This is a genomic window from Gottfriedia sp. OAE603, from assembly GCF_040543965.1.
GTDB lineage: Bacteria > Bacillota > Bacilli > Bacillales > Bacillaceae_G > Gottfriedia > Gottfriedia solisilvae.
On sequence record NZ_JBEUNN010000001.1, the window covers coordinates 536,531 to 558,721 of the forward strand.

Consider the following 22,191-nt stretch of genomic DNA (forward strand, 5'->3'; position numbering starts at 1 on the left):
TTATTAATAACTGGTTATGACAAAGATACCACCTAAAGGAGCATATCATGGTAGAAAAGGATTCTCGACTTCCTCTGTATTATCAATTAATGGACATTTTATTAGAAAAAATCGAATCAGGTGAACTTGTTGAAAACGATCAACTTCCATCTGAACGAGAATTATGTGATTCCTACCGAGTGAGCCGGACAACTGTTAGGCAAACAATGCAGGAATTGGAAAAACAGGGGTTTATTTATAAGGTTCATGGTAAAGGTACGTATGTCTCACCAAGAACCCATAATCAAAGTCTTGTTAAGTTTTATAGTTTTACAGAAGAGATGAAAAAAGTCGGAAAACTTCCAACCACTCAGGTCGTTTCATTTGAGAAAGTATTTTGTGATATTAAAATTGCAAAAGTCATGGATCTACCGGTTGAAGAAGAAGTATTTAAGATTGTTCGGTTAAGGCTTGCTGACCAGGATCCAATGTTATACGAAACATCGTATGTTCCAGTCAAAGATTTTAAAAATCTTTCTAGTCAGGAATTAGAGATGACACCAATGTATGAAATTTTTCGTTCCCAGTATAATGTGAAAATTTCTAGAGCATTGGAGAGCTTTATGGCAGTTAGTGCAAATAATGTGGAATCAGACATGTTAAACATAAATGAAGGTGCACCATGTCTTATGTTAAAACGTATTACCTATGACCAAAGCAAAGTGATTGAATACACGATTTCTATTGCTAGAGGTGACAAATTTACTTATACAGTAGAACTGAAATAGATACTTTATGTATCTATTTTAACCTAACTGGTAATGACGACATTAACTGTTTAATAGGAGGAGAAAAATGGAGCTATTAAAATCAAGTGAATTCGAGAGAATGAATGTAGGTGCCAGCCATACAGCAAAAGAAATAGCCCAGCAGCCTAGATTATGGAACGAGACAAAGGAAATTATTTTATATCATAGAGATCGAATTCTTTCATTTTTAACAAGTATTAAAAATAAGCATGATCAATTACGTATCATTTTGACTGGTGCTGGAACTTCAGCTTTTGTAGGTGATACCATCCTTCCGCATCTAAAAGGAATTGTGAATAACAAAAAAATAGTGGTAGAAAGTATTGCTACAACGAATATTGTTTCAAATCCCGATTCGTTTTTAGATGAAAACTTTCCAACAATTATGATTTCCTTTGCACGTTCTGGAAATAGCCCAGAGAGTTTAGCAGCGGTTAACTTAGGTGAGCAAATCATAAAAGATTTTTATGGCATTATTTTTACATGTAATCCAGATGGACTTTTAGCTGAGAAAAAGAAAAATGATCCAAATCACTTAGTCATTTATATGCCAACTGAAGCAAATGACCAAGGCTTTGCGATGACAAGCAGTTTTACAACTATGCTTCTATCTGTTTTACTTCTATCTCATGTTAAACATATTCATACATTGGAGAAAACGCTTGATGATCTTGTTCAAGCAGGAAATTCCATTATCAGTGAAAGTGAAAAAAGTGTAAAAGAACTAGCTGCCTCTACATTTTCAAAGGTTGTTTATTTAGGGTCTGGTGTATTTGAAGGATTAGCAAGAGAAGCTTCTTTAAAATTATTGGAACTAACAGGTGGAACGATTCCATCTACCTTTGATACATCCTTAGGTTTCCGTCATGGTCCAAAATCAATTTTAGATAAAGAAACAATTGTATTCGTGTTCTTATCAAGTCACCCCTATACAAGACAATACGATTTGGATATTTTAGAAGAAATCTATCGAGAAACAGATCGAGGAAAGGTTGTGGCGATATCTTCCATTAAGGATGAAATGTCTGTAAATCATTGTGATCTTTTCTATCATGTGGATCTTCCGAAGATAAATAATGATATTTTACTTACTTTCCCATATATCTTATATGCTCAAACATTTGCTATGTATAAATCTATTAATCTTGGATTTTCTCCAGATAATCCATCTCCATCAGGCGTTGTTAATAGAGTTGTGAAAGGCGTTACCATCCACCCTTATGCTAAAGATCCGAATAATGGAGGAGATTTATCATGATTACTTCAAGAAGTGCGATTCTATTAGATGCACAGTCAAAGGGCTACGCAGTACCAGCTTTTAATATTCATAACTTAGAGACGATGAAAACTGTTTTAGAAACTGCACAAGAGCTACGATCCCCAGTTATGATCGCTGCTACACCAAGTACTGTGCGCTACATTGGTCAGGATTTTTTAATTGGTATGATGGAAGCCTCTAAAAAAAGCTACGATATTCCAATCTGTTTCCACCTCGATCATCATGAAAAAGTGGAGGATATTAAGACTTTGATCCAAATGGGCATTTCATCTGTCATGATAGATGCATCGCATTATGACTTTGAGGAAAATGTTAGAATCGTCCATGAAGTTGTGGAGTACGCAGCTCCATTTGGCGTAGCCGTTGAAGCGGAGCTTGGCAGACTTAGTGGGATAGAAGATGACTTGGAAGTGGATGAAAGGGATCAGATTTACACTAATCCGATGCAGGCTCAGGAGTTTGTTTCTCGAACTGGAATTGATTCACTGGCCGTCGCAATAGGTACTGCTCATGGACTTTATAAAGGGGAACCAAAATTAGATATCGATCGTTTAGCAGCCATTCAAAGGGAAGTTAATATTCCGCTTGTTCTCCATGGCGCTTCAGGTTTGTCAGATGACTTAGTTCAAAGAACAATCGAGAGAGGTATCTGCAAAGTAAATATTGCTACTGAATTAAAAATGGCTTTCGTAAAAGGACTTCGTAGATATTTACAAGAACACCCAGATGCAAATGACCCAAGATATTATTTTCAAGAAGCAGTTATTGAAATGAAAAAAGTCGTTGCAGATAAAATCAAAATGTGTGGTAGTGTGAATCGAGGTTAGTAGAATGATTGCAACAGTTACATTAAACCCAGCCATAGATATTAGATACAATCTTCCAGTTTTTCAGCTGGATGAGGTGAACCGTGTTTCCATAGTGGATAAAACTGCAGGAGGAAAGGGATTAAACGTTTCTCGTGTACTATCACAATTAGGAGTTAAAGTAACCTGCACAGGATTTCTAGGAGGAAAAAGCGGTGAATGGATCGCTGATCAATTTCCAAAATGGGAATTGATCAATCAATTTGTACCAATCCAGGGTAACACAAGATTCTGTTTAGCAATTGAATCAAGTGAAAGTCATACAGAAATTCTTGAACAAGGTCCTTTGATAGAGGAAAATGAAAGAGAAGAGTTTTTGGAGAATTTTGATAGGCTCCTTGATACGAATCAATACATTGTTGTTTCTGGCAGTCTGCCATGTGGATTGACGTCGGATTTTTATCGACAGTTGGCAGCGAAGGCGAAACAAAAAGGGAAGTACTTGCTTTTAGATACAAGCAATGAGGCCTTAGAAAAGGGGATTCAAGGTAATCCCTTCTTAATAAAACCCAATAGGGAAGAACTTTGTAAGTTGATTGGAAAAAAGGATGCTACCTTAGAGGAAATGCTCCTACATGCTCGGGCCATTTGTCAGAAGGGAATAAAATTCGTCCTTCTTTCATTAGGTAAACAAGGTGCACTATTAATAAGTAGTGGCAGAGTTCTTCAGGCAAATATTCCGACCTTGACGTCAGTTCATCAAGTAGGTTCAGGAGATAGTATGCTCGCCGGATTCACATACGCCCATTCAAAAGGAGATTCAATTGAAGAAGTGCTCAAGTGGGCATGTGCCTGCGGAATGTCAAATGCATCATCTGAGAGAACAGGGGAAATTGATTTATCGCAAGTACATTACTTTTTGAACTTCATCGAGGTGAAGGAATTAATAGGGGGTGTATAGGTTGGACTATATTATTTGTTTTGATATCGGTGGTACATTTATCAAATATGGTCTAATCGACCAAAAAGGTCAAATGATGTTTAAAGATAAAGCGATAACACCTAAACATGATACTCAAACGTTACTTCCTGAACTGATTATTGAGAAGGTAAAATTACTTCAAAATGATTTTGCAATAACTGGAATCGGAATTTCCTCTTGTGGTCTTGTAAATCATGAAAAGGGCGAAATTCTCTTTTCTAATAATTTACCAGGCTATTCTGGAATGAAATTAGCTGAAACTCTATTTAAGTCAATTGAATTACCAGTAGTCGTTGAAAACGATGTGAAAAGCGCTTGCTTAGGTGAAATGTGGAAGGGTGCCATTCAAGGGAAGCAAAACGTGATGTTTTTAACATTAGGAACTGGAATAGGTAGTTCGATTATTATAGACGGGAATATTGTTAATGGATCCCATCAATTAGCGGGTGAATTAGGTCATACGGTTATTGTCGCAAATGGACGGACTTGCGGATGTGGTCGAAGAGGCTGCTATGAACGCTATGCTGCTACGTCTGCTTTTGTAAATGATTATATAGAGGAAAAAAAGAAACAAGGGGTCATATTGGAAAATGTTTCTGGTGAGCAAATTCTCCAGTTGGTAAATGAAAAAGATCCAGTTGCTTCAATGGTATATAAGAGATTTGTTTCATATATAAGTATAGGCTTGGTAAACATAGTACATCTACTTAATCCAGAGGCAATCATAATCGGCGGCGGTATTGCTGAGCAAAATGATCAATTTTTAAAAGACATCAACACTGAGATTAAAAAGGAAATGATGCCAATTTATCATAATCAGGACGACATAGTATTTCCTTCAGCTTTAGGAAATGACGCGGGAATGTATGGTGCATGTTACTTAACATTAAAAAGACTAAGTCACTTACAAGTATAATTTTAATCAGTTAAAAGGCAGCATCGCTAGAGGTGTTGCCTTTAGTCTGTAATTGTTTTTTATAGATGGGAGGCAATGAAATGAAAGCGATTAAGGCAAAAGAAATTTATGCACATCAGCAAGTAATCGATACCGGTTATCTATTAATTGAAGATGGAAAAATAATTAACATTACAACAAAAAAGCCTTCTTGTGAGATTTTGGACTACTCTGGATATGCAGCCATCCCGGGCATGATTGACCTTCATATTCATGGACTTGCTGGTAATGACACAATGGATGGAAGTATCAATTCTTTACAAGAAATGTCTACGTCACTTGTCCGACATGGGGTAACAGGATTTTTACCAACGACGCTCACCCATGATTTTGAAAAGATTAAGAATGCGGTAAAGATTGTCAGTGAAGCGATTGGTCAAACAAGAGGCGCTGAAATCATTGGTTCATATGTAGAGGGACCATATATTACACCTGAATATCGTGGAGCACATCCAACTAAATTTATGCGAGATCTTTCTTTGAGTGAGCTGACTGAGTTAATTGAGGTTTCAAACAATACGATTAAAGTCATGACAATTGCTCCAGAAAAAAAACTAGCAATTGACGCAATACAGTTTTTAACAGAAAAAGGAATTCATGTTTCGATTGGTCATACGAATGCGGACTATGATATAACAAATAAGGCAATTGAACAGGGGGCAAGGATCGCTGTTCATACTTATAATGGAATGAGAGGATTTAATCATCGTGATCCGGGGTGCGTTGGAGCTGTCCTTACGAATGATCATTGTTATTGTGAGTGTATTGCTGATTTGCAGCATGTTCATCCTGGTGCAATAAAGCTACTCTATAAGTCTAAAGGGAATGATCACATATTATTAATTAGCGACTCCATGGCCGCAGCTGATTTACCAGATGGTCAATATTCCCTTGGAACTTTAGCGGTAAAAGTAGAAAATAAAATCGCAAGGACAGTAGAAACAGGTTCTTTAGCTGGGAGTACAACTAATTTAATGGAATGTCTCAAGAATGTAAAAGATGTTTTAGAAATTCCACTTGAAAGGATTTTACCTATGGTCAGTCTTAACCAAGCAAAACTGCTAAAAATTGACCATGAAGTTGGTAGCTTAGAGAGTGGTAAAAAAGCAAACATTGTTCTGGTAGACAAAGAATTAAACGTTAAAGTTACGTTTGTGAATGGAGAAATCGTTTATAGTGACTGATCCAATAATAAAGCGGAGTTTGACTAGTAATTAATTAAATAATTAAGTATTTTATTGATAGGCTCTGTTAATGTTAATTGTTGATATTTTACAAAAGACATATTCGAAAAATATCTTATAGAATTTTAAGTTTAGAATATTTAAAGAGATTGATTGGAGTGGAAGGTGCGAGGCTCCTATGGGAGTAGCGGGAAGGGTGAGACCCCTCACAAGTAGGGTAGGCATGCTAAAAACACGACGTCCTGTCGTAACGCATGCATGATCCATATCGTGTGGACCAAAGAGGCTAAAGCTCTCGCCCCATGGAAAGCGAGCATCCTGAAACGGAAATCAACATTCCTTCTTAACAGAGCCTCTCGATAAGGAATCGTAGAACCAATAAATAGGTATCTTTTTTTAAAAATTACAAAAAAGTCTTGTTTATATAATTAGATTTTAATAGAATCAACTAAAAGCAAATAGGTGATTCTATGATTAAATATCCGTTTTTTGAGAAGAATTCAAAGATTGGTGTAACAGCTCCATCATCTGGAGTACCGTTAGATTTACATAATATATTTAAGCAAGCTTGTCGTCGGATGGAAGACTATGGCTACAAAGTAATTTGTGGTGATACGGTTTGGACGCAGGATAAAGCTACATCCGCAATTGCTGAAAAAAGGGCAATTGAGTTTAATCATATGATGAAAGATGATGAGATTGATTTGATTATTCCGCCTTGGGGTGGGGAATTAGCAATTGAGATGATTGATCAAATTGATTACGATCATGTAAAAGAGAAGTGGATATTAGGCTATTCCGATACGAGCAGCATTCTTTTAGCAATTACATTGAAAACAGGTATGGCTACTGCACATGGTACCAACTTATTAGATTTAAGAGGACAATTTGCTGATGATACGACAGCGATGTGGGAATCTGTTTTATCAACAAAAAAAGAAGGTGCTATTACACAATACTCTTCTGAACGATACCAAAAAGAATGGAATCATGCTGATCCTTCTCCATGTGTCTTTCATTTAACTGAGGAAACATATTGGAAAACAGTTTCACATAAAAAAGAAATGATTCAAGGCCGTTTACTTGGTGGTTGTATTGATATCATTAGACATTTAATTGGAACTCCATATGGAGATGTTCAAGCATTTAAAGAAAAATTCATACCAGATGAGGCAGTTATTTGGTATTTAGAAAACTGTGATTTAAATACAACAGACTTAAGAAGATCCTTGGTACAGATGAAATTAGCAGGTTGGTTTGAGAATTGTTCAGGAATTTTATTCGGACGTAGTTCAGCAAATCAATCAGTAGAAAATTACATGATAGAAGATGTTTACAACGAACTTAGTGAAGAATTAGGTATCCCAGTTGTGTTTGATATTGATTGTGGTCATGAACCTCCACAAATTACTTTCATCAATGGTGCTTATGCTGAGATAGAAGTTGATGAAGGCAAAGGGAAAGTGATTCAATATTTTAAAATAAAAGCTTGGTTTATATTTAATAAGGAGAGATTCTTCTGAAGCAAATCTATTGTGATAAGTGTTTAAAAGAAATAAAAGTACGAGATGATTTAGTAACCGCAACAATATTTTTTGAAGTGATTCCATATCATGAAGATTGCTATGCAAAGGATTTAAAAGGCGTTAAGACATTATTTTTAAATAATCAACCAGTTAATGGATTTTCAGGTAATATACTCGCTTTTTTTGCCTTAATCGTTTTGATTGTTAGTTTTTTTATTAAAGAGGATACGATGATCTTTTTAGCTGTTTTTATGGTGTTTCCAATTTTATATCGATTGTATTCGTATTTAGTTTATGAGAGACATATAGAAAAATAAAGGATACCTTGAAGAACGGTTCTTGCTATAAGAATCGTTTTTGTTTTTAAAATTAAGGCTCTGTTAATGTTTATATTTAAATAAGGTTTTGTAAACTTTATTGCTATTAAACAAAGATATGTGTTGATTTCCACTCCAGGATGCTCGCTTTCCTTGGGGCGTGCGCTGAGCCTCCTCGTCGCATTCACTCCTGTTGGGTCTCACCTGTCCCGCTACTCCCACACAGGAGTCGAGCACCTTCCGCTCCTACTGTTTATGTAAAAACAGTATGCTTCATAAAAGATTATCAAAAGAAATCCTTTAGAAAGAATCTGACTAAAAAAGTATCTTGAAATTAAATAGTGAGACTTTGTTTAAGAAAACGTGGATCTGCTACTCCATTTGTAACGAGCGAAGATGTCGATTATTCATACGTGGAAAAACGCAGTCAATTTAATCGTATATCCATATCCATATTATTCTTATAAAGAAAACCTTAAAAAGAGAGGGTGACACTCCTTTTTAAAAATGCCAATCGAGACTGAATTTGGATTTTATACAGGTGATACAGGTATTCACCTTATAGAGTTAAATGAAAAAGGTAGATATATACGCTTTTTAAATGATACGAATCATATTAAAAAATCCTAAAAGGAGACAATAAAATGAAGAATGTGAATGTCGTTTATTCTCTTATTTATAATGAAGACGATCAAACTGTATTAATGGTTCAAAATGAAAATCTAATTTGGACATTGCCTGGTGGTGCGGTGGAGCCAAACGAAACGTTAAAACAAGCAGCTGTTAGGGAAACTTTAGAGGAAACAGGGTTAGAGGTTGAAGTAGATTATGTAGTCGCCATTAATGAAGCGTTTTTCCCAGAAAGGGATCATCATGCTTTATTAATTACTTTTTCTGCAAAGATAATTGGTGGTGATATTTCTATCAAATATCCTGATGAGATATTACAAATTAAATGGATAGATATTGAAACAGCAGATCAATTAATGCCGTTTCATAAACTAGGAATAAAAAGCTTATTAAAGTCGTCTGTACCATATACATTCCAAGGTTAATCTAATATAAATTTGAAGAGAGTCTCAAGCCATTTTGAGACTCTTTCAACTGTTTATCAAAACTATTTTTCAGTAATTTTTTACATCAAAATTGAAATAAATTCATTGTATAAGTAATCAAAAAACTATAACATAGTAATATTATGGCATAATAATGGGTAGACAAATTTCAATAACGAATCAGGAGTAAAAATATAATGATTATAAATAATGAACAAGAACTAGAAGCTTTACGAAAAATCGGCCGCATTGTTGCTTTAGCTAGAGAAGAGATGAAAGAAAAAGCGAAGGCAGGAATGACTACTAAAGAACTAGATGAAATCGGCAAAAAAGTATTAGATGAACATGGTGCAACTTCAGCACCTCAAAAAGAATATGATTTTCCAGGAACTACATGTATCAGTGTTAATGAAGAAGTTGCACATGGTATTCCGAGTGATCGCGTACTTAGGGAAGGTGACTTAGTGAATATTGATGTATCAGCAGCATTAGATGGATTTTATGCTGATACTGGAATTTCATTTGTGATTGGAAAAGGTGATCTTTTAAAGGAAAAACTTTGTAAAGCTGCAGAAGATGCATTTTGGGCTGCAATGAAAAAAACAAAGGCAGGATCTAAACAAAATCAAATTGGCCGAGCGGTATTTAATGAGGCAAGTAAATATGGATTTAATGTCATTGAAAACTTAACTGGGCATGGAATTGGTAAAAGTCTTCACGAAAAACCACAGCATATTTTAAATTATTTTGATCCTATGGACGGGGCATTACTGAAAGATGGTTTAGTGTTAGCAGTTGAGCCATTTGTATCAGCAAATGCTGATCATATTATTGAATCAGGTGATGGTTGGACATTTGTAACACCTGATAAAAGTTTAGTGGCACAATGTGAGCATACAATTGTTGTTACAAAAGGTGAACCAATTATATTAACACAACTTTAAAACAAAAAAGCGAAAATCTAATCGTAGGTTTTCGCTTTTTTTATTTATCATTCTGAGGCATGTACTTTACTTAAATTTAACTCCCAAGTTAATCCGAATTGATCTGTTACAACTGCATATCTTGCACCCCAGAATGTATCTTGAAGTTCCATTTTAATTTCACCATTTTTTGATAATGTTTGATAAATAGAATGAATCTCTTCTTCAGAACTCATTTCAAGCATAGTCCAAATATTATTTCCTTTTGTTAGAGGAGTAAAAACATCTGCAAAATACATAACGCAATCTTCATTTATATGGAGTTCAGCATGAATGTATTTTCCTTCATGGCCTTTAAACATCTCCATTCCATCACCTGTTTGTGTATTTTTAATTTCTCCACCAAAAACTTGCTGATAGTATTCAATTACTTCTTTACAATTCTCAATATAAATATGCGGTAATAACTTTTTCATTTCATTTCTCCTCTTTAATTATCTAGTTTTATTAATATTTTGGTTAATTTTCAAAATTATGTAAATACTAATGCACAAAATAAGTATAACCAAATAAATTAAGTATTGTACAAAATGCTAAGTTATTTTATAATTTAGATAAATTTAGGACGAAAAGGGGGTGCAGGAAAGATGTTACGTTTTCAAATGGTGTGCGCGCAAATGGTAGAATTTTTATATTTTTGTCGTGCGAAATTTGCGTTTTTAACTGTTAACGGGATACGTGTGTCCTTTTTTAACAATTTATCAACTCAAATAAAGAAACGTACTCTTTCCTACGACTTCATAAAATAAGTTTAATGTGTGATCGCACTTTAATGAATCATTATTGAGAGCCATGGATGAGTTTATTGACCCATGGCTTTTTTCTATGGAATTTGTACGGTGAATAGAATGGAGAATCATAATGATTGCATGTAGTATAGAAAAAATTTCAAAAATGTTTGGTGGAAACACACTTTTTACCGATTTATCTTTTCAAATAAACCAAGGTAGTCGAGTGGGACTAGTTGGAGCGAACGGTAGCGGAAAAACAAGTATATTTAAACTATTAACAGGAATTGAAGCACCAGATAGCGGGGCTATTCATTTTAAGAAAGGATTAAAGGCTGGTTATTTAGCTCAAATTCCTTCTTTCCCAGAAGAAATGACAAGTCGTGATGTGTTATTAACAGTGTTTGAGGACTTAAGAAAAATTGAAAGTGACATGAAACAACTAGAAATCGAGATGGCAAATATATCAGATGATCGTTCGCTTAATCAATTGCTAAGTAACTACGGTGTATTACAAGAAAAATTCGCCTTAAATGGTGGATATGAAATGGAAGCAGAGCTTTCAAAGATTGTTAATGGTTTAGGGATTAATGATTTATTATCTAAGAAATTTGCTTCTTTAAGTGGAGGAGAAAAAACCAAGATAGGACTAGGAATTGTATTATTACAAAAACCTGATCTTTTATTGCTTGATGAACCAACAAATCACTTAGATTTATCTGCGATTGAGTGGTTAGGAGCATTTTTAAAAGAATATGAAGGTACGATTATGACAATTTCTCATGACCGTTACTTTTTAGACGAGGTTGTAACGAGTATTTTGGAATTAGAAGATGGAGAAATATCAGTATACCATTCTAATTACTCACAATTCGTAATTCAAAAAGAAGAGAGACTCTTAAAAGAATTCCAAGCTTATGAAGAACAACAAAAGAAAATTCAAAAAATGAAAGAAACAATTAAGCGGTTGAGAGAGTGGGCAAATCAGGCTAATCCACCTAATGCTGGACTGCATAGACGCGCAAGAAGTATGGAAAAAGCATTAGAAAGAATTGAAAGACTGAAACGACCTATTTTACAAAAAAAGAAAATGGCATTTCAATTAGAAGAAGCTGGTAGAAGTGGTAAAGATGTTGTAATAGCTGAGAAATTATCAAAAGCATTTCAGGATAAAGTATTGTTTAAGGATATTAATTTTTCTTTATATTATGGAGAAAGAGCGGTTATTGTTGGTGATAATGGGACTGGAAAATCGACCTTATTAAAAATGTTACTTGGTGAGGCTTCTGTAGATGAAGGAAAACTGAGAATAGGAAGCAATGTCAAAATTGGTTACTTATCACAACATTATGAGGCAATCAATTCAGAGCATACAGTACTTGAAGAGTTCAGAGAAGAAGTCCATGTTACAGAGGGAGAGGCTCGAAATATATTAGCAGGCTTTTTGTTTTATGGTTATATGGTTTATAGAAAAGTTGGCCAGCTAAGTGGAGGAGAGCGAATGAGACTAAGATTAGCTCAACTCATGTATCAGGATATTAATTTATTAGTAGTGGACGAACCAACGAATCATCTGGACATTGAGTCAAGAGAAGTGTTAGAAGATGCACTTGAAAAATTTAAAGGTACAATTTTATCTGTTTCTCATGATCGTTACTTTATTAATATGTTATTTTCTAAGATTTATTGGTTAGCTGATGGCGCAATCCATGAATTTATTGAAGACTATCAGCATGCAAAAGAAAAAATGAGTTTACGTAAAAATAAAAAAGAAAAATATCCCAAACCGGAAGTACCTAAAGAAGAAAAACCAATTAAGAAAGAAAAACAAAGAAGTATTGATGAACTTGAAAAAGACATTGCATTATTTGAACAAAAAATTAGTGAGTTAAATAGATTAATGATGGAAGAAAGTAGTATTGATACACTACAAGAACTCCATGTGGAGAAAGAAAGCTTAGAAGAAAAATGCCAGGAATTATATGTTCAATATGAAGCTTGGTGTGATTGATAATTGTAGACAACATGAAAATTTGAGTTAGATGACAATAGCAAAATTACAAAGTACATGCTCATTACCAAAATTAAATCATAGGATATAAAGATTTAATTTCTAATTTAGGTGGTGAGCATATGAGCGACTATTTATATGAACGTTATCCTAGCCCACCAGGTCAAGGACACGGTGGACCTGGAAGTGGACACGGTGGACCTGGAGGTGGACACGGTGGACCTGGAGGTGGACACGGCGGACATGGAGGTGGACACGGCGGTCACGGAGGCGGACACGGTGGACATGGAGGTGGACACGGCGGACACGGCGGCGGACACGGACATGGAGGTGGACACGGACATGGTGGACATGGATATCCGTGGCCAGGACCTGGAGGTTATTGGTCAGGTGGATTTTACATCTTCCAAGGTAGAAGATGGTACTTTATACCAGGATTTGGTTGGGTTTTTGTATAATTGAAAACTATAAAAGCTGATCAATATAAACTATATTGATCAGCTTTTTCTTATTTTTGTTCACTTAATAACGATAATAATGGAAATTCAGGCTACCAAATTTTAACCAATAAATTATACATATGTTTAGTATATAGATATGTTAAACTTGTAATATATTAGAAAAGCTTATTGCCTTTATTTTTCAGATAGGATAAGTAATGAGGTGTCAATGTGATAGGGAAAAAAGTATCTCAAGGGACTGTAAATAAATCAGTTCTTGATCAATATAAAGAAATTTATTCAATGTATCATCACGCAACAAGATTAATTAAAGAAGATAACTTAGATAGTGCTGAACTCATTTTACAAGAAATTTTTAATGCTCATAAAGACATACAGGTACCAATTGAAATGTATAAAACATATATACTATTGCTACTGACGAATAAGAAAGAAAAACAAGCACGTCTATTTCTTTCAAATGCGCCAGATGAGATAAAATATGCAGGTGAGATTTTACAAATTCAACAAAAGTATCAATTAGTTGTTGTAGAAAAAGATCAAAAACAAAGAAACTATATGTCTAAAAAAATGATGTATTCTTTAATCAGTATTTTGATCCTTTGTATGATTGGAATTGGTTTGAAAAAATTTGATGTTTTAAACCGTCCAGAAAAAGCAAGTAAAGATGTGAATGTATTAAAGGCACAAATAAAGGATTTAGAAGATAAAAATAAAACAATGGAAATGCAGGTTAATGAGGCAAATAAAAAGATGACGGAAGCCTCAGCTTCTAAACAAACTGAACAACAGGAAAATCAATCAGAACTAGAAACCTCTAAAACAAATTCTTTAAAGCCAGACACAGTAGTGAAAGAATCTGTAGAATCCTATGAAAAAGGTTTTAAACATTTTCAGAATAAAAACTACGAGCAAGCTATAGAACAATTAAAATTAAGTTATACTTTAGATTCTACTAATTACAGTAGCGATGACGCTCTATACTATTTAATTTTATCTGAACAAAGAATGAATAAAAAGACGAATGTGAGACCTTATATTTCAGAATTTGTTAACCAGAAAAATGAGTTTTTTAAAAAGTCACCGTATTATGATGATGTCATTTTAATGCAAGCTAGGTGGTTCATAACTGATGGGAAGAATAAAGAAGCTGAGAAACTTCTAACTGAAATTGTGAGCAAATATAAAAAAGAATGGACTGCAAATACCGCTGCCAGATTATTAAAATCACTTAATAAATAAATACCATCACCTCTTAGAGAATATAGTATCTCTAATGGGTGATGGTATTTTTGGTTTTTCCTATAAGATTACTGTATATAAATTCCTGGTATGGAAATCAGCTAATCTTGCTATAAGCAACTCAAAAAAAATTAATTTTTTTCTGCACCGAATACAATTCCACTTTGCTTACGAGCAGTTTCTGTAATTGTTAATACGATCGAACTCATCTCTTTTAAACGTTTGTAATCTTCAACTAAATGATCTTGAATGATTTTCGTGATATTTTGTATTTCATACAGCATATCATTTTTTACTTGAGATACTTCTAATGATGTTGTTTCATGTGTTTTATTGTTAATCAGTGTGATCTTAGAAATTGGTGAAGGTTTATCAAGTACGAATGTGCCAACTTCTCCAGTGATTTCACTTTGAATATAGGATTGAGAAATTTTAGAGCATTGAATACTACAAATGAAATCCTTATAATTCAACACTAAATTTCCACTACCATCAATACCATTTCTCAACTTTACAGGAGCGTAATCCACACTAGTAGGTTGGCCGAATAATCCAATCGCTACATAAAGAGGATATACACCAAGATCTACTAGTGCTCCACCAGAAAATTCAGGTGAAAATACATTTGGATTTTCTCCTCTTAAGAATGAATCGTAGCGAGATGAATATTGTAGATAATGAAGATTAGCACTTCTAATCTGACCTATTTTATGTAGATTATCTTTTAACACTGTAAAGTTTGGAGAATGGTAGTTTCGAATTGCTTCAAATAGGAATACGCCATTTTCTTCAGCAACTTGGTAGGCATGTTCTAATTCTTTTGTTGTCGAGAAAATTGGTTTTTCACAGATAACATGTTTTTTATTTTTTAAAAACATGATTGTTTGTTCGTAATGTAATGAATTAGGAGATGCAATATAGACTACTTCAATCTTTGTACTTTTTGCCATTTCCTCTATATTTGTAAAGTATGTACTTGCTTCATGTTTTTTTGCAAATGCTTGTGCAGAGTCTTCATTTCTTGAATAAACAGCTGCTAAAGTAAGAAGCTTACTATCTTTTGATGCCTCAATAAAACTTTCAGTAATCCAGCTTGTACCAATGGTTCCTAACTTCATTAAACTCAACTCCTAAACAGGTTGTTAACTCTATCTTTACAATCCTAATCGAAACATATGATAAAATAAAGTAAAATACATCAAAGGAAGTGATAATGTATGAGAAAAATTTGTGTGTATGCAGGTTCTAATCTTGGAAACAGAGACTCTTATCGTTTAGAAGCAAAAAAACTAGGTAGAATATTTGCAAAAAAAAATATAGATTTAATATATGGTGGATCAAAGTTAGGGATTATGGCAGAGATTGCAAACGAAGTTCTTAAACAAGGTGGAAATGCGATTGGAATTATGCCAAGTGGATTATTCAAGGGTGAAATTGCACATCAAGGTTTATCTGAATTTATTGAAACTGAGTCAATGCACGAGCGTAAAGCATTAATGAATGAATTATCAGATGGATTTATTGCTTTACCGGGTGGTATTGGTACGTTTGATGAGTTATTTGAAATCATCTGTTGGGCACAAATTGGTATTCATACTAAGCCAATTGGATTATTAAATGTAGATGAATTTTTTACGCCAGTTCTAAATTTATTAAACCATGCGGTTAAAGAAGGATTCATGAATGAAAATACATTATCATTGTTCGTCGTATCTGATGATGCAGCAGAATTATTAGATTTAATGGAAAATTTCACTGCACCTGTTATGCAAAATAAATGGAAGCAATTAGACGGTAAATAATTGATTATACAAAAATGGCTCATTGAGTAAGAGGTTTATTCTCTTTTCCCAATGGGCCATTTAGTTTTCGTTCTTTTCAGTTCTATTTTTATTTTTAAACCATTTTGCTGGATTGAACTTCTTTCGATAAGCAGCCATGGCTTCTTTGCCAACTAATATTCCACCAATCCAAAACATAACTTCACCAAGAATAACTAGGATTGGAATGAGACCAGCTTTTACACCGCCAGAAACAGGTAAAAATGGTAATGCGAATATTAATAGGTAAGGAATAAATGAACCAAATACTAAGTAATATGGTATTCTTTTCATAAAGTTCTCCTTTCAATTCCATCTTGAGGATAGCATTATTTAAGTAGAATTGAAAGAGAAGAATCGTTTTCACTACTGTTCATTACAAGTATGAATGTGCTGATGATAAATTGTAGGAGGAAGTCAAAATGAAACAAGAAGTTGTTCTTGAGCTTTGTCATGTAAAAAAAATAATTAAGAATAAAGAAATTATAAAGGACATTAGCTTTGAGTTATGTAAAGGTGAGGTTTTAGGATTACTAGGTCCGAATGGATCTGGTAAAACAACGACAATGCGTATGATTGTTGGATTAATGGGTTTATCTGATGGAGAGATTTACATCAAGGGGAATTCCATTAACCAAAACTTTAGTGAGTCTATAAAGCATGTTGGTGCAATGATTGAGACACCAGCATTTTATCCATTCTATAGTGGGTTTAAAAATTTAATGTATTTTTCACGTATGCTTGAAGGTGTAACAAAGGATCGAGTGTTGGAAGTGATCGATTTACTAGGACTTTCTAGTGCGATTCATAAAAAGTTTTCAACGTATTCGTTAGGAATGAAGCAAAGGTTAGGGATAGCTCAAGCATTGTTACATAATCCAGCTATCTTAATATTGGACGAGCCTACGAATGGTTTGGATCCAGCTGGAGTAAGAGAAATACGTGATTATTTAAAAAGAATAGCAGAAGTTGAAGATACTGCGATCCTGTTATCAAGTCATTTACTATCGGAAATTGAATTAATTTGTGACCGGGCAATCATTATCCAAAATGGACAATTCGTTGAAGCAATCGATATGAATGAAAAAGCAAATGGGAGACTAGTAATCGAGATTATCGTTAATCAAACAAATGATATAGAAACTATATTACAGCAAAAAGATTACAAATTTGAAATCATTAACGAGCGTACGATTATTTTTGAAATTGATGAAGAAAAAATCCCTAGTTTAAATAAGGAGTTAGTATTGGGAGGAATAGAAGTATTCTATATTTCACGGAAAAAAGAGAGTTTAGAGGACTTGTTTATTCAATTGACAGGAGGGAATGTCATTGAGTAATTTTATTCGTCTAATTGGCAATGAATGTCGTAAAATTTTTGTTCAAAAGTCATTTACCATATGCTTAGTGATCTTATTAATTCCAATCATCGTACTTGGAAGATGGGAATTTGTTGGAAAGGAATTAGGGGCTTCTAAAGAGGCTGATTGGAAAGAAGAAATAATGATAGATAATGAAAATATTGAGAAGGAACTAAAATCTGCAGATATCTCAGAACCTGCCGACCAGCAACTAGAGAAACTAGCGATAAATAATTATCGCCTTCAACATAATATCTCACATTATGAACAACATTCAGTAATAGACTTTATGAATAAAGGTGCGTCTATCACAAACTTTATCGGTATTCTATTACTATATTTTGCAAGTAATATGATGTCAAAAGAACATCAATGGAAAACAATTAATTTCCTATTAGTTAAACCTTCGACAAGAAGAATGATCTATTATGCGAAATTTACAACTCTTTCATTACTGTATTTCATCTTTTCATTAGCAATCCTAATTTACTCCTTTGTAATCGGATGCGTTATAAATGGTTTTGATTTTAGCGCACAACCAGTTTTAACTTACGCTAATAATCATGTAATAGAACAAAGCGTTCTTACGAGTCTAGTATATAATTATTTAATAAACTTATTACCTTTCCTACTATTCGTATCAATTGCTTATTTCTTATCAACAATTTTAAAAACGAGTAGTATTTCTTTACTAATTAGTATCATCTTATTTGCAACATCAGATCCTATCGCAGCACTATTAAGCTCAAAAAGCTGGTCGAAGTATTTACCATTTATGCACACAGATTTAACAGTGTATGCACAAGGCATTAATATCGTAAATGACATGCATATAGGATTTTCAATATTTATGTTACTACTCTATACGGCACTGTTTCTCGTTAGTGCGGGTGAAGTGTTTAAAAAGAGAGATGTGTTGTAATTAAAAAACAGAGAGTTCGGTTAAAGGGTACGAAATATTACTAGATAAATAAGTAGAGGACCAAATCGCATATGATTTGGTCCTCTTTATTTTTTAAAAAAAGAATGTGTTGATTTCCACTCCAGGATACTCGCTTTCCATGGGGCGTGCGCTGAGCCTCCTGGAAATAGGTAGGCATGCTAAAAACACGACGTCCTGTCGTAACGCATGCATGACCCACATCGTGTGGGCCTCCTGTGGGGTCTCAGCTGTCCCGCATCTCCCATAGGAGTCGAGCACCTTCCGTTCCAATTATTATGTGTTATTACGAGGACTCTAAAAGAACCTTTCTTAATACCACAATTTATAAAAAGCTATACTCTTAAATTGTGAAAATCTACTTCTCATATTTTACAGCGCTTATGTTTCTCTTTACTTAAAATTTCGCTACCTTTAACGAACATTCCAATTCATTTATTTTATATTAAGATTCCTGTTTTAACATTCCGTATAGGAATAAGTTCATAATTTCATCGATTACTTCTTTTTGCTGAATGTATTGAGATGTAGTCGCATCCATGTTCATAAAGGCCTGACTAAGTACTTGAATATAAATTTGCAGGGTTTTCGGACTGAATTCATTTCGAATGACACCTAATGTTCGCCCTTCATCGATTAGTCCAAGTAATAACTTAAAAGATTTGTTCATCGAAAAGTCTAATACAATGGCATGAAGCTCTTCATCCTTTTGAATTAGGGACGTAAATGTTTCTAGATTGACAATATCTATTCCATCTTTCTTTCTTAGTAGCATCTCTTTTATCTTTTCTTCAAAGGCTTTATCACTTGAAAGAAGCTTTTTATATTCTTCATATTGCTGGTCCATTAATCTTAGAAATGCCGCTTTAAGCAATGCTTCCTTACTTCCATAATAGTTATAAATTGTAACCTGGGATACATTTGCCAATTTTGCAATATCCATAATTTTTATATCATTGATCGGTAATGATAATAATTTTATTGTACTCAGTTCAATTTTTTCCATTTTTAGTTGTGTTCTTTTTTGATAGCCGTCCAAAATGTTTACCTCCCATTATATCTATTACTATTGTATCATGTTTTGAAATATTTTATAAAAATTATTTCAAAAAGTATTCTCATTTTAGAAAAAGAGGTATATACTGATTTTGTAATATTAAGTGTAGGATATTACAAAACTATGCGGGAGGCGCAACAATGTATGCGATCGAAATAAACAATCTAACCAAAGCTTACGGGAATTCAAGAGGGATTAAGGATGTTAGTTTTTCCATAGAAGAGGGAGAAATATTTGGATTTATTGGCCCAAATGGTGCTGGGAAGTCAACGACAATTCGAACATTACTGTCCCTAATATACCCAACGAGTGGTAGTGCTAAAATCTTTGGGAAGGATTGTATTGAGTTTGCCCCAGAAATAAAAAAAGAAATCGGTTATTTACCGTCGGAAGTTTTTTATTATGACAATATGAAGGTAATTGACCTATTGAAATATTCAGCTAGTTTTTATAAAAAAGACTGCACGAAAAGAATAAAAGAATTAGCGGAGATAATGGATCTAGACTTAACAAAGAAAATTGATGATCTATCTTTAGGAAATAAGAAAAAAGTAGGAATCGTTCAAGGACTTTTACATGAGCCTAAACTAATTATCTTAGATGAACCAACTAGCGGATTAGATCCACTTATGCAACAAAGATTTTTTGAGCTACTAGAGGAAGAAAATAAAAAAGGTGCGACGATTTTATTTTCATCTCATATTTTAAGTGAAGTTCAGCGATTATGTAATCGAGTTGCTATTATAAAAGAAGGTAGAATTGTAACGGTCGAAAAGATTAGTACATTAAAGGAGAACAATTATAAGCGTTTCAAAATGGAAACTGCTGATATAGTCGATCAGAATTTCTTTCAAATGATAGGTGTAAATAATCTTGAAGTGAAAGGTAAGGAAGTTAGTTTTTTGTTCAAAGGAAATATAAATATAGTATTGAGAAAACTAGCTGAAATAGATATAAGAAATCTATGGATAGAGGAGCCGGATTTAGAGGAGATATTTATGCATTATTATGAAAAGGAGAACGAATAAGCTATGAATATATTTTTACACGAATTAAAGGCTTATCGGAAATCCACGATTATTTGGACCAGTTCTTTAATGGGGATTGTCATCTTCTTTTTATTAATGTTTCCTGCAATTTCTAAAGATTACTTGGAATTTTCAAAAGTGTTGGAGGGATATCCAGAGGGGGTAAGAAAAGCACTTGGACTTGAGCTTGAGAGTTTTGGATCTATTCTAGGTTTCTATTCTTATATCTTTTTATATATCTCCCTTTGTGGAGCGATTCAAGCAATGGTATTAGGAACATCAATTGTTTCAAAGGAAATTCGTGAAAAGACAGCAGATTTTCTTTTAACAAAGCCCGTTACCCGCACGAAAGTATTAACGTCAAAACTATTAGCGGGAATCACTTCATTAGCTATTACGAATGTATTTTACTTCGCAACAGTTTATATAATGGCGGGGCAAGTTTCGGAAGCATCTTTTAGTAGTAAACTATTATTTTTAGTATCAATCACTTTATTTTTTCTTCAATTCATATTTTTGACATTGGGTATTTTAATCTCAGTTATCTTTTCTAAAATAAAAGCAGTATTATCGGTTTCACTAGGTACAGTATTCGCATTTTTTGTAATTGGAATGGTTGTTTCTAGTGATAGCAGTCAGGCTAAACGTTATTTATCACCTTTTAAATATTTTGATACAAAGTATATTATTGCTCATTCAAAGTTTGAATTAGCATATTTAATTGTTACGGTCGGAATCATACTTGTTTCAATCATTGTTAGTTATCTCATTTATACGAAAAAAGATGTACACGCGGTATAAATGATCTTAAAAGGAAGGGTAGACATGAATATATTTCTTAGAGAAATGAAGGCTTATCGAAAATCTATTATCTTTTGGAGTATTGGAATTATTTTCTTATTAGCGAGTGGGATGGCAAAATATAAAGCTACAGCGTCTAATGGTGAAATAAATGAATTGTTTGCTGAAATGCCGAAATCATTTCAAGCAATTGTAGGTTCGGGGGCATTTGATTTATCAAAAGCAAGTGGTTATTTTGGATTACTAGTACTCTATTTATTTTTAATGGCAACAATTCACGCGGCGATGCTTGGAGCTAGTATCATTGCAAAAGAAGAACGAGATAAAACAGCGGAATTTATATTTGCAAAACCGATTTCTAGAACAAGTGTCATCTTGTATAAATTGTTAAGTGCTCTAATGAATGTATTGATCTTTAATGTTGTTTCTTGGATTTCAAGTGTGCTGTTTGTTGGGAAATATAGTAATGGTGAACAAGTAAATGGGGATATTGCGATCGTAATGGTTGGAATGTTTATTTTACAATTATTATTTTTAGTCATCGGCACTGCGATTGCATCAGTAAGCAAAAATACTAAAAAGGCAGCCTCATACTCTACTGGAATTCTCTTATTAACATTTATTTTATCGATTGCAATTGACTTGAATGAAAAAATAGACAGTTTGAAATACCTGTCACCATTTAAATATTTTGAAGCGAAAAATATTATGTATGGTGGAGGATTTGATATAGCATTCGTTACAATTTCATTTGTTTTGATCATTACATTAACTTTTGTTACCTTCTTATTTTATAATAAGCGCGATTTACATGTATAAGACGAGCGGGTAACAAATAATATTTTGTATGAAGTTGTCTAGAACTAT

24 protein-coding genes are annotated in these 22,191 nt (G+C 33.6%); 20 read left to right on the plus strand and 4 right to left on the minus strand.

The window, feature by feature from the left end; translation table 11 throughout:
- Positions 1-47: 47 nt before the first annotated feature.
- The 10 genes from ABID96_RS02585 (at position 48) to map (ending at position 9,836) form a co-directional block, all read left to right on the plus strand.
- A complete protein-coding gene (locus ABID96_RS02585; protein WP_192603276.1) occupies positions 48-767 on the plus strand; it encodes a GntR family transcriptional regulator in 720 nt (239 codons plus the stop codon).
- A 67-nt stretch (positions 768-834) separates the two neighbouring features.
- Positions 835-2,046 carry an SIS domain-containing protein gene (locus tag ABID96_RS02590; protein WP_192603275.1) on the plus strand — a complete coding sequence of 404 codons (1,212 nt, stop codon included), beginning with the start codon at positions 835-837 and terminating at the stop codon, positions 2,044-2,046.
- A complete protein-coding gene (gatY, locus tag ABID96_RS02595) occupies positions 2,043-2,894 on the plus strand; it encodes a tagatose-bisphosphate aldolase subunit GatY (RefSeq protein ID WP_192603274.1) in 852 nt (283 codons plus the stop codon). Before ABID96_RS02590 ends, gatY begins: the two co-directional genes overlap by 4 nt.
- A gap of 4 nt (positions 2,895-2,898) precedes the next feature.
- Positions 2,899-3,834 (plus strand): 1-phosphofructokinase, encoded by a 936-nt coding sequence (pfkB, locus tag ABID96_RS02600; RefSeq protein WP_192603273.1) that lies wholly within the window; start codon positions 2,899-2,901, stop codon positions 3,832-3,834.
- A gap of 1 nt (position 3,835) precedes the next feature.
- Positions 3,836-4,771, plus strand: a complete 936-nt coding sequence (locus tag ABID96_RS02605; RefSeq protein ID WP_192603272.1) for an ROK family protein — start codon at positions 3,836-3,838, stop codon at positions 4,769-4,771.
- A gap of 80 nt (positions 4,772-4,851) precedes the next feature.
- A complete protein-coding gene (gene nagA, locus ABID96_RS02610; protein WP_192603271.1) occupies positions 4,852-5,994 on the plus strand; it encodes an N-acetylglucosamine-6-phosphate deacetylase in 1,143 nt (380 codons plus the stop codon).
- Between the two features lie 470 nt (positions 5,995-6,464).
- Positions 6,465-7,517, plus strand: coding sequence for a S66 family peptidase (locus ABID96_RS02615; RefSeq protein WP_377896600.1), 1,053 nt, complete (start codon positions 6,465-6,467; stop codon positions 7,515-7,517).
- Between the two features lie 77 nt (positions 7,518-7,594).
- Complete coding sequence (locus ABID96_RS02620; RefSeq protein WP_088000674.1) at positions 7,595-7,837, plus strand: hypothetical protein; 243 nt, start codon at positions 7,595-7,597, stop codon at positions 7,835-7,837.
- A 644-nt stretch (positions 7,838-8,481) separates the two neighbouring features.
- Positions 8,482-8,892 (plus strand): NUDIX hydrolase, encoded by a 411-nt coding sequence (locus ABID96_RS02625; protein ID WP_192603269.1) that lies wholly within the window; start codon positions 8,482-8,484, stop codon positions 8,890-8,892.
- A gap of 197 nt (positions 8,893-9,089) precedes the next feature.
- Complete coding sequence (map, locus tag ABID96_RS02630) at positions 9,090-9,836, plus strand: type I methionyl aminopeptidase (protein WP_192603268.1); 747 nt, start codon at positions 9,090-9,092, stop codon at positions 9,834-9,836.
- A 47-nt stretch (positions 9,837-9,883) separates the two neighbouring features.
- Here the strand turns inward: map and ABID96_RS02635 are convergent, their stop codons facing one another.
- Entirely contained in the window at positions 9,884-10,291 is a 408-nt protein-coding gene (locus ABID96_RS02635) for a VOC family protein (RefSeq protein ID WP_192603267.1), read from the minus strand.
- Between the two features lie 201 nt (positions 10,292-10,492).
- On the opposite strand from ABID96_RS02635, the gene ABID96_RS02640 reads away from it, so the two are divergent.
- The 4 genes from ABID96_RS02640 (at position 10,493) to ABID96_RS02655 (ending at position 14,317) form a co-directional block, all read left to right on the plus strand.
- Entirely contained in the window at positions 10,493-10,624 is a 132-nt protein-coding gene (locus tag ABID96_RS02640) for an RAxF-45 family protein (RefSeq protein WP_483301315.1), read from the plus strand.
- Between the two features lie 112 nt (positions 10,625-10,736).
- Positions 10,737-12,614 (plus strand): ribosomal protection-like ABC-F family protein, encoded by a 1,878-nt coding sequence (gene abc-f, locus ABID96_RS02645; protein ID WP_192603266.1) that lies wholly within the window; start codon positions 10,737-10,739, stop codon positions 12,612-12,614.
- A gap of 122 nt (positions 12,615-12,736) precedes the next feature.
- A complete protein-coding gene (locus tag ABID96_RS02650; RefSeq protein WP_192603265.1) occupies positions 12,737-13,072 on the plus strand; it encodes a hypothetical protein in 336 nt (111 codons plus the stop codon).
- A gap of 213 nt (positions 13,073-13,285) precedes the next feature.
- Positions 13,286-14,317 (plus strand): tetratricopeptide repeat protein, encoded by a 1,032-nt coding sequence (locus tag ABID96_RS02655; RefSeq protein ID WP_192603264.1) that lies wholly within the window; start codon positions 13,286-13,288, stop codon positions 14,315-14,317.
- 131 nt (positions 14,318-14,448) lie between these two features.
- Here ABID96_RS02655 and ABID96_RS02660 read toward each other — a convergent pair whose 3' ends face one another.
- A complete protein-coding gene (locus ABID96_RS02660) occupies positions 14,449-15,435 on the minus strand; it encodes a Gfo/Idh/MocA family protein (RefSeq protein ID WP_192603263.1) in 987 nt (328 codons plus the stop codon).
- A gap of 99 nt (positions 15,436-15,534) precedes the next feature.
- On the opposite strand from ABID96_RS02660, the gene ABID96_RS02665 reads away from it, so the two are divergent.
- Positions 15,535-16,119, plus strand: a complete 585-nt coding sequence (locus ABID96_RS02665) for an LOG family protein (protein WP_192603262.1) — start codon at positions 15,535-15,537, stop codon at positions 16,117-16,119.
- Positions 16,120-16,179: 60 nt separating this feature from the next.
- Here the strand turns inward: ABID96_RS02665 and ABID96_RS02670 are convergent, their stop codons facing one another.
- Positions 16,180-16,431 (minus strand): transporter suffix domain-containing protein, encoded by a 252-nt coding sequence (locus ABID96_RS02670; RefSeq protein WP_088000647.1) that lies wholly within the window; start codon positions 16,429-16,431, stop codon positions 16,180-16,182.
- Positions 16,432-16,559: 128 nt separating this feature from the next.
- Here ABID96_RS02670 and ABID96_RS02675 point away from each other — a divergent pair, with 128 nt between their 5' ends.
- Together ABID96_RS02675 and ABID96_RS02680 are read left to right on the plus strand one after the other, a co-directional pair.
- Positions 16,560-17,477: an ABC transporter ATP-binding protein gene (locus tag ABID96_RS02675; RefSeq protein ID WP_192603261.1), complete on the plus strand. Its 918-nt coding sequence runs from the start codon at positions 16,560-16,562 to the stop codon at positions 17,475-17,477.
- Complete coding sequence (locus ABID96_RS02680) at positions 17,470-18,420, plus strand: ABC transporter permease (RefSeq protein ID WP_192603260.1); 951 nt, start codon at positions 17,470-17,472, stop codon at positions 18,418-18,420. The genes ABID96_RS02675 and ABID96_RS02680 overlap by 8 nt, the downstream gene beginning before the upstream one ends.
- A gap of 463 nt (positions 18,421-18,883) precedes the next feature.
- Here the strand turns inward: ABID96_RS02680 and ABID96_RS02685 are convergent, their stop codons facing one another.
- Positions 18,884-19,477, minus strand: a complete 594-nt coding sequence (locus ABID96_RS02685) for a TetR/AcrR family transcriptional regulator (protein WP_192603259.1) — start codon at positions 19,475-19,477, stop codon at positions 18,884-18,886.
- Positions 19,478-19,635: 158 nt separating this feature from the next.
- Between ABID96_RS02685 and ABID96_RS02690 the strand changes: the two genes are divergently transcribed.
- From ABID96_RS02690 to ABID96_RS02700, 3 genes are read left to right on the plus strand one after another with little or no spacing between them, the layout of a single operon-like run.
- A complete protein-coding gene (locus tag ABID96_RS02690; protein ID WP_192603258.1) occupies positions 19,636-20,523 on the plus strand; it encodes an ABC transporter ATP-binding protein in 888 nt (295 codons plus the stop codon).
- A 3-nt stretch (positions 20,524-20,526) separates the two neighbouring features.
- Positions 20,527-21,324: an ABC transporter permease subunit gene (locus tag ABID96_RS02695; RefSeq protein ID WP_192603257.1), complete on the plus strand. Its 798-nt coding sequence runs from the start codon at positions 20,527-20,529 to the stop codon at positions 21,322-21,324.
- 24 nt (positions 21,325-21,348) lie between these two features.
- Positions 21,349-22,143: an ABC transporter permease subunit gene (locus ABID96_RS02700; protein ID WP_192603256.1), complete on the plus strand. Its 795-nt coding sequence runs from the start codon at positions 21,349-21,351 to the stop codon at positions 22,141-22,143.
- Positions 22,144-22,191 lie beyond the last annotated feature (48 nt).

Excerpts from the sequence above, each read along its gene's own strand:
- ABID96_RS02585 (WP_192603276.1), top strand. The coding sequence starts at position 48 with ATGGTAGAAAAGGATTCTCGACTTCCTCTGTATTATCAATTAATGGAC.
- ABID96_RS02590 (WP_192603275.1), top strand. The coding sequence starts at position 835 with ATGGAGCTATTAAAATCAAGTGAATTCGAGAGAATGAATGTAGGTGCC.
- gatY (WP_192603274.1), top strand. The coding sequence starts at position 2,043 with ATGATTACTTCAAGAAGTGCGATTCTATTAGATGCACAGTCAAAGGGC.
- pfkB (WP_192603273.1), top strand. The coding sequence starts at position 2,899 with ATGATTGCAACAGTTACATTAAACCCAGCCATAGATATTAGATACAAT.
- nagA (WP_192603271.1), top strand. The coding sequence starts at position 4,852 with ATGAAAGCGATTAAGGCAAAAGAAATTTATGCACATCAGCAAGTAATC.
- ABID96_RS02615 (WP_377896600.1), top strand. The coding sequence starts at position 6,465 with ATGATTAAATATCCGTTTTTTGAGAAGAATTCAAAGATTGGTGTAACA.
- ABID96_RS02625 (WP_192603269.1), top strand. The coding sequence starts at position 8,482 with ATGAAGAATGTGAATGTCGTTTATTCTCTTATTTATAATGAAGACGAT.
- map (WP_192603268.1), top strand. The coding sequence starts at position 9,090 with ATGATTATAAATAATGAACAAGAACTAGAAGCTTTACGAAAAATCGGC.
- ABID96_RS02635 (WP_192603267.1), bottom strand. The coding sequence starts at position 10,291 with ATGAAAAAGTTATTACCGCATATTTATATTGAGAATTGTAAAGAAGTA.
- ABID96_RS02640 (WP_483301315.1), top strand. The coding sequence starts at position 10,493 with ATGGTAGAATTTTTATATTTTTGTCGTGCGAAATTTGCGTTTTTAACT.
- abc-f (WP_192603266.1), top strand. The coding sequence starts at position 10,737 with ATGATTGCATGTAGTATAGAAAAAATTTCAAAAATGTTTGGTGGAAAC.
- ABID96_RS02650 (WP_192603265.1), top strand. The coding sequence starts at position 12,737 with ATGAGCGACTATTTATATGAACGTTATCCTAGCCCACCAGGTCAAGGA.
- ABID96_RS02660 (WP_192603263.1), bottom strand. The coding sequence starts at position 15,435 with ATGAAGTTAGGAACCATTGGTACAAGCTGGATTACTGAAAGTTTTATT.
- ABID96_RS02665 (WP_192603262.1), top strand. The coding sequence starts at position 15,535 with ATGAGAAAAATTTGTGTGTATGCAGGTTCTAATCTTGGAAACAGAGAC.
- ABID96_RS02670 (WP_088000647.1), bottom strand. The coding sequence starts at position 16,431 with ATGAAAAGAATACCATATTACTTAGTATTTGGTTCATTTATTCCTTAC.
- ABID96_RS02675 (WP_192603261.1), top strand. The coding sequence starts at position 16,560 with ATGAAACAAGAAGTTGTTCTTGAGCTTTGTCATGTAAAAAAAATAATT.
- ABID96_RS02690 (WP_192603258.1), top strand. The coding sequence starts at position 19,636 with ATGTATGCGATCGAAATAAACAATCTAACCAAAGCTTACGGGAATTCA.
- ABID96_RS02695 (WP_192603257.1), top strand. The coding sequence starts at position 20,527 with ATGAATATATTTTTACACGAATTAAAGGCTTATCGGAAATCCACGATT.
- ABID96_RS02700 (WP_192603256.1), top strand. The coding sequence starts at position 21,349 with ATGAATATATTTCTTAGAGAAATGAAGGCTTATCGAAAATCTATTATC.